Source organism: Streptomyces sp. NPDC002054 (assembly GCF_040296685.1).
GTDB lineage: Bacteria > Actinomycetota > Actinomycetes > Streptomycetales > Streptomycetaceae > Streptomyces.
In genome coordinates, this window is sequence record NZ_JBEOXT010000075.1 from 1 (window position 1) to 7,474 (window position 7,474).

Here is a 7,474-nt window from a genome sequence, read left to right on the forward strand (position 1 = left end):
ATCAGCGGCAGCCGGTCCAGCAGCACGAACGCCGACGGGACCATGTACTCCGGCAGGCTGCTCGCCGCGAAGGTCCGCAGGTCGCGTGACGAGATCCAGCCCGCCAGATCGTATTGGCCCTCACCCACATGCTCGGCGTCGCCTTCGCCCCTCGTGGCGGCCGGGACGACGTAGGCGACGAGTTGCTTGCCGGCAGTGGCCACGACCACAGCCTGAGCAACAGCGGGGTGCGCAGTGAGGGCCGCTTCGACCTCACCGGGTTCAATACGGAACCCACGAACCTTGATCTGGCTGTCCCCGCGGCCCAGGTACTCCAGCTCGCCGTTCGCGTTCCACCGCGCCAGGTCACCGGTGCGGTACATGCGCGCGCCGGGCGTGGCGAAGGGGTCGGCGACGAAGCGCTCGGCGGTCAGGCCCGCCCGCTCGAAGTAGCCGCGGGCGATGGTCCCACCCACGTACAGCTCACCGACTGCGCCGGCCGGAGCGGGCTGCAGCCCGGGGCCGAGGACGTAGGCGCGCATGTTGCCGAGAGGCAACCCGATGGGGGCACTGCCCTCGCCGCTCGCGACGGTGTGGGTGGTGGCATAGAACGACTCGGTCTGGCCGTACGCATTGACCACACGCACACCGGGGAAGGCCTCACGGACCCGCGCCACCAGACTGGCAGGCAACGCCTCACCCGCGAACACCAGCGTGTCCACACTCGTCGCATCAGTCAGCAGGTCTACGAGTTCCGCGAACGCCGACGGGACAGTGGAAATGATCTGACCGTCGAACCCGCCACGCTCACCGAGCACCAGCACGTCACGGACCACCTCAATGGACCCGCCATGGCACAGGCTGGTGAAGATCTCGAACACCGACACATCGAAGTTGACGGACGTACTCGCCAGCGCCCGACGCCCCGGCCCCGCCTCGACGGCCTCGGCCAGACGGGCGACACCGTTGACCACAGTGGCGTGGCTGACCGCGACACCCTTCGGCGTGCCGGTCGAGCCCGACGTGTACATCACATACGCCAAGTCATCCGGATGTGCCTCCACACCCAGATCCCCGGCCTCACCCACAGCCAGATCGACCTCGTCCAGCAGCAGCACCCCGGCGCCACTCTCAGGCAGCACGCCAACCGTCGCCGCATCCGACAGGATCACCTGCGGACGAGCCTCGCCCAGGATGAAGCCCAACCGGTGACTCGGGTACTTCGGATCCACCGGCACATACGCACCACCAGCCTTCAACACCGCCAACAACCCGACCACCAGCTCCGCAGACCGCGGCAACGCAACCGCCACCACCGAACCACGACCCACACCCCGGCCCGCCAACACCCACGCCAGCCGGTTCGCCCGCTCATTCACCTCCCCATACGACAACTCCACCCCGTCGCACAAGAGCGCGACGGCATCCGGGGACGCACCGACCTGCCGCTCGAACAACTCCGCAACCGACACCCCCTCGACCAGCGCGGACGTGTCATTCACCAGAGCCAAACGCTCACGCTCACCCGGCTCCAGCACATCCACCGAGTCGATTCGCATTCCAGGATCGGCGACGACCTGTCGTACCACCCGTGCGTACCGCTTGGCGATCTGCTCCGCCGTCTCGCGGTCGAAGAGGTCGGCGGCGTACTCGATCAGGCCCTGTACGTCCCTGCCGTGCGGGCCTGTCCGCTCCGTGAGGTTGATGAACAGGTCGAACTTCGCCGTCCCGGTGGCGCCGGGCTCGAGGTCCACGCGCAGGCCAGGCAGGTCGAAGTCCGACTGGGTGAAGTTCTGCCAGGCGAGCATCACCTGGAACAACGGGTGGTGGGCAGTCGAGCGGTCCGGGTTGAGGAGCTCCACCAGGCGCTCGAAGGGAGCGTCCTGGTTTCCGTAGGCGCCGACTGCCTTCTCCTTCACCTGGCTCAGCAGTTCGTCGAAGGTCGAAACCTCCGCGAGCTCTGCTCGCAGCACCCAGGTGTTGACGAAGAAGCCGATCAGGTCGTTGAGCGCTTCGTCGGTACGGCCCGCAATCGGGGAGCCGATGGCGATGTCGTCGCCCGCGCCCAGCTGGTGCAGCAGCACGGCGAGCGCCGACTGCATGACCATCGAGACCGTCACGTCCCGCTCTCGTACCAACTCCTCGATCCTGGCGAGGAGATCGGCGTCCAGAACGAATTCGATCATCTCGCCGCGGTGGCTGGCCTTCGGCGGACGCGGCCGGTCCGTCGGCAGCTGGAGCGGCTGCGGAATGTCGGCGAGCTCCTTGCGCCAGTAGCCGGTCTGGGCGGCCAGCAGACTCTCCGGGTCGCTCTCCTCACCCAGCAGTTCACGCTGCCACAGGGTGTAGTCGGCGTACTGGACGGAAAGTTCGGCGAATTCGGGTGCGCGACCCTCCCTACGCGCGGTGTAGGCCGCCGAGACTTCACGGACCAGCACTGCTATCGACTCTCCGTCGCCGGCAATGTGGTGGATCACGAAGGAGAGGACGTGCTCGTCGGGACGGGTGCGCAGGATGCGGGCCCGCACCGGAATCTCCGAAGACAGGTCGAACCGGTACTCGGCCATCTCGGCAACGGCAGCGGCCATGCCTTCGGCGGTGACCTCCACAACCGGGATGGTCAGGAAGGCTTCCTGGACAGGGAGGATCTGCTGGAAGGGGACCCCGTCGGCGTCCTGGAGGTACACGGTGCGCAGGCTCTCGTGCCGAGCCACCACGTCTTGCAGTGCGGCGACGAGGGAGTCCGCGTCGAGCTCGCCGGTGAGTTTCAGGTTCAGCGGGATGTTGTAGGTGGCTGACGGCCCCTCGAACTTGTCCATGAACCACAGACGGCGCTGGGCAAAGGACAGCGGGAGCCGGTCAGGACGCTGCGCAAGGCGCTGCAGGGGGCGGCGCAAGGGGGTGGCGTCTGTGGTGAGGTGCGCGGCGAGTTCCGCGACCGTAGGAGAATCGAAGACGGTCTTGATCGGAATCTCCGCGCCGAGCTCGGTACGGATCCGACTGATGAACCGGGTCGCCAGGTGCGAATGTCCGCCCAGCACAAAGAAGTTGTCGTCGATCCCCACGGCCTGGTCCAGGCCCAGGACTTCGGCGATCACCTCGGCCAGGACCGTCTCCTGGACCGTACGCGGCGCCCGGTACTCAACGCCGACGAACTCCGGCTCGGGCAGCGCCGCCCGGTCCAGCTTCCCGTTCGGCAGCAGCGGCAGCCGGTCCAGCAGCACGAACGCCGACGGGACCATGTACTCCGGCAACCTGCCGGACACGAACGACCGCAGGTCCTCCACCGTGGGCCCGTCCCCCGAACCCTCCGGGACAACGTAGCCGACGAGTTGCTTCCCGGCGGTGGCCACGACCACAGCCTGAGCAACAGCCGGGTGGGCGGTCAGAGCAGCCTCGACCTCACCGGGCTCGATACGGAACCCACGAATCTTGATCTGGCTGTCACCGCGGCCGAGGTACTCCAGCTCGCCGTTCGCGTTCCACCGCGCCAGGTCACCGGTGCGGTACATGCGCGCGCCGGCAGGACCGAACGGATCCGCCACAAACCGCTCGGCGGTCAGACCTGCCCGCTCGAAGTAACCGCGGGCGATGGTCCCGCCCACATAGAGCTCACCCACCGCGCCGACGGGCGCGGGCTGCAGCCCGGTGCCCAGAACGTAGGCGCGCATGTTGCCGAGAGGCAACCCGATGGGGGCACTGCCCTCGCCGTCCGCGACGGTGTGGGTCGTGGCGTAGAACGACTCGGTCTGCCCGTAAGCGTTGACCACCTTCACGCCGGGGAACGCCTCACGGACCCGCGCCACCAGACTCGCCGGCAACGCCTCACCCGCGAACACCATCGTGTCCACACTCGCAGCACCGTCGGCCAGCAGGTCTACGAGCTCCGCGAACGCCGACGGGACAGTGGAGATGATCTGACCGTCGAACCCACCGCGCTCACCGAGCACCAGCACGTCACGGACCATCTCGATGGACCCACCGTGGCAGAGACTGGTGAAGATCTCGAACACCGATACGTCGAAGTTCACCGACGCACTGGCCAAAGCCCGACGCCCCGGCCCCGCCCCAATGCACTCGGCCAGACGGGCCACACCATTGGCCGCAGTGTCGTGACTGACCGCCACGCCCTTCGGGGTCCCGGTAGAACCCGACGTGTACATCACATACGCCAAGTCCTCGGGACCGGTCACCACACCCAGATCCCCGGACTCACCGCCCACCAGGTCCACATCACCCAGCAGCAGAACCTCCGCATCACTCTCAGGCAGCACACCGACCGTCGCCGCATCAGTGACGATCACCTGCGGACGAGCCTCGCCCAGGATGAAGCCCAACCGGTGACTCGGGTACTTCGGATCCACCGGCACATACGCACCACCAGCCTTCAACACCGCCAACAACCCAACCACCAGCTCCGCAGACCGCGGCAACGCAACCGCCACCACCGAACCACGACCCACACCCCGGCCCGCCAACACCCGCGCCAACCGGTTCGCCCGCTCATTCACCTGCCCGTACGACAACTCCGCGCCGCCGCACACCACAGCCACGGCATCCGGCGACACACCCACCTGCCGCTCGAACAACCCCGCAACCGACACCCCCTCGACCAGCGCGAACGTGTCATTCACCAGAGCCAAACGCTCACGCTCACCCGGCTCCAGCACATCCACCCGACCCACCGGAACATGCGGATCCGCAACCAGCTGCCGCAGCACGGAGGCCAGTCGCCCCGCAATGTCTTCGACCGACTCCTGCTGGAACAGATGCTGCTGGTAGTGAAGCGTCAGCCGCAGTTGAGGCTCGACTTCGGCCAGTACCGTCAGCGGGTAGTGAGTGCTCGAGATCGGGCGAATGCCGGTGACAGCGATGTTGCCGGCCGCGTTCGCCTCATTGATGCCGAGCCGGTCCACCGGATACGACTCGAATACCAGCAGCGTGTCGAAGAGCGTTTGGATACCGGTGGCCAGCTGGATGTCCGACAGCCCGTGATGGTGATGGTCCAGCAGAGCCGCCTGCCGCCCCTGCAAACCGGTCAGCACCTCGGCGAGCGTCTCACCCGGCGTGTACATCACCCGCACAGGCAGCGTGTTGATGAACATGCCGACCATCGAGTCAACGTCCGGCACCGCCGGCGGCCGGCCCGAGACCGTGGCGCCGAACACCACGTCCGCGCGCCCCGTCAGCTGTCCCAACAGCACGGCCCAGGCACCCTGTACCAGAGTGTTGACGGTGACACCCAGCTCTGCGGCACGCCGGGCGAGCGCCCTGGCGTCCTCCGCCGACAAGGGGGCGCTCACCTGCCCGAAACCAGAACTCTCCGCAGCAACAACAGCTTCGGGCAGCAGCAGAGTGGGCTCTTCCACGCCGACCAGTTCCCTGGCCCAGGCCTGGGCAGAAGCCTCGTCGTCCTGGCGGGACAGCCACGTCAGGAAGTCCCGGTAGCCGCCCCGGACCCGCGGCAGCGCGCTCAGCTCGCCATTGGCCCCGTAGAGACGCAGGATGTCCTGCATCAGGATGGGGAACGACCATCCGTCGAAGAGCACATGGTGCGCGGTCAGTACGAGCTCACAGCGATCGGGGCCCATCCTGACCAGCTTCAGCCGGAGCATGGGAGGCGCGACCGGGTCGAAGTGGGCGGCGTGGTCCTCGACGAGGAACCGCTCGAACGCCTCGCTGCGGGCCTCCTCGCCCAGGTCGCTCAGGTCGATTTCCTGCCAGGGCAGCTCGACGCCATCGACCACGATCTGAACCTGATGGCCCTCGGACGTGGTGACGAACGCGGTCCGCAGGTTGGGATACCGGTCCAGCAGCGCCTGCCCCGCCGCCCGCATCCGCTCCGCGTCCACCGAACCGGACAGATGGAAGGCCAGCTGCATCTGGTACGCGTCGTACGCGGAGTCGGCCAGCATCGTGTGGAAGAGCAGACCGGACTGGAGGGGGGTGAGGGGCCAGACGTCGGAGAGGGAGGGGTAGCGCCGCTCCCAGAGCTCGATGTCCTGCTGCTTCACTTCCACCAACGGCAGGTCCGACGGAGTGAACCCACCCGCGCCCGGAGAGGTCGCATGCCGGGCGATCGCCTCCAGCGCCTCGGACCACAGATCCGCCAGCTCCTGCACGGCTGCACGGCTGAGCACACCAGTGGGGAACCCGATCACGGCGTCCAGCTGCGGTCCGAGTTCGGTGTCCACGACAAGGACGTTGATGTCCACGGTCGACAGTGCCGGCCGGTCCTCGCCGGGAGGAGCTTCCAGTTCGGCCGCCTGGGTCCAGCCGAGGCCGCGCAAGTCTTCGGGCATGTCGGTGGCGGAGAACCGGCCCAGGTAGTTGAACCCGATCTGCCCGGTCCCGTACTCCTTCAGCTCAGCGCCCGTCTCCTCATTCAGATACCGCAGGAGACCAAAGCCCAGCCCCTTGTCCGGAACAGCCGACAACTGCTCCTTGACCGCCTTCAGCACACCACCCGCAGCCGCACCCCCGGCCAACGCCTCATCCAGATCAAACCCGGCCGTGTCCAACCGCACCGGGAACATACTCGTGAACCAGCCCACCGTGCCCGACAGATCCGCACCCGGCACGACCTCCTGCTCACGACCATGCCCCTCCAACTTCACCAACACCGACGGCTCCGCCACACCCCGCACACGACGCCACTTCGCCACCGCGACACCCAGCGCAGCCAGCAGACCGTCATTCACACCACCACGGAACACAGCCGGCGTCGTAGTCAACAACGCCTCCGTCACAGCCGACGACACACCCACCCGCACCCGATCAACCGTGGACATCACATCCACCGCCGGATCCAACGCCCGCGACCCCAACAACGGATCCGGCCCATCCAGCACCGACCGCCACACACCCATCTCTGACACCCGCTCGGGACTACGGGCCTCCTCCAACAGCGCATGAGTCCAACGCCGCACCGAGGTCACGGTCTGCGGCAACTCCGGCGCCTCGCCAGCTCGTATACGCTTCCACGCCGCCGCAAAGTCCGGCAGCAGGATTCGCCAGGACACCCCGTCGACGACCAGGTGATGCAGCACCACCCACAGCCGGCCCGCAGCACCGGAGGTCGGGACGAACCAGACGAACTGGGCCATCACCCCACCGGTCGGCGTCAGGCGCTCTGATGCCGCTTCCAGCTCGGCTGCCGCCAGCCGGTCCCACTCCTCGCCCTGCCACCGGCCATCGCACTCGACCCGGTGCATCAGCCCCGCCACATCCACCGAGTCCGGCGGGCCCACCTGCATGAACCCACCGGTGCCGTCGAGGACCAAACGGGAGCGCAGCACATCGTGATGGTTGAGGACAGCGCCCAGTGTCGCCGTCAGTCCTGCGAGGTCGATTCCCTCCGGCAGGTCGAGCAACATGGCCATCGCGAACCGGTCGTAGTTGCCCAGTTCGAGCATGTACTCCGCGATGGGAAGCAGCGGCACCACACCCGTGCCACCACCTTCGAACTCCTCCAGCACGGCAGCACCACCGGCAC

The 7,474-nt window shown here is 67.4% G+C and carries 1 protein-coding gene; it reads right to left on the reverse strand.

The window, feature by feature from the left end:
* Positions 1-7,457, reverse strand: a 7,457-nt coding sequence (locus tag ABT123_RS36530) for a non-ribosomal peptide synthetase (protein ID WP_351322736.1), incomplete at its 3' end; no start/stop codon positions are given.
* Positions 7,458-7,474: the final 17 nt, after the last annotated feature.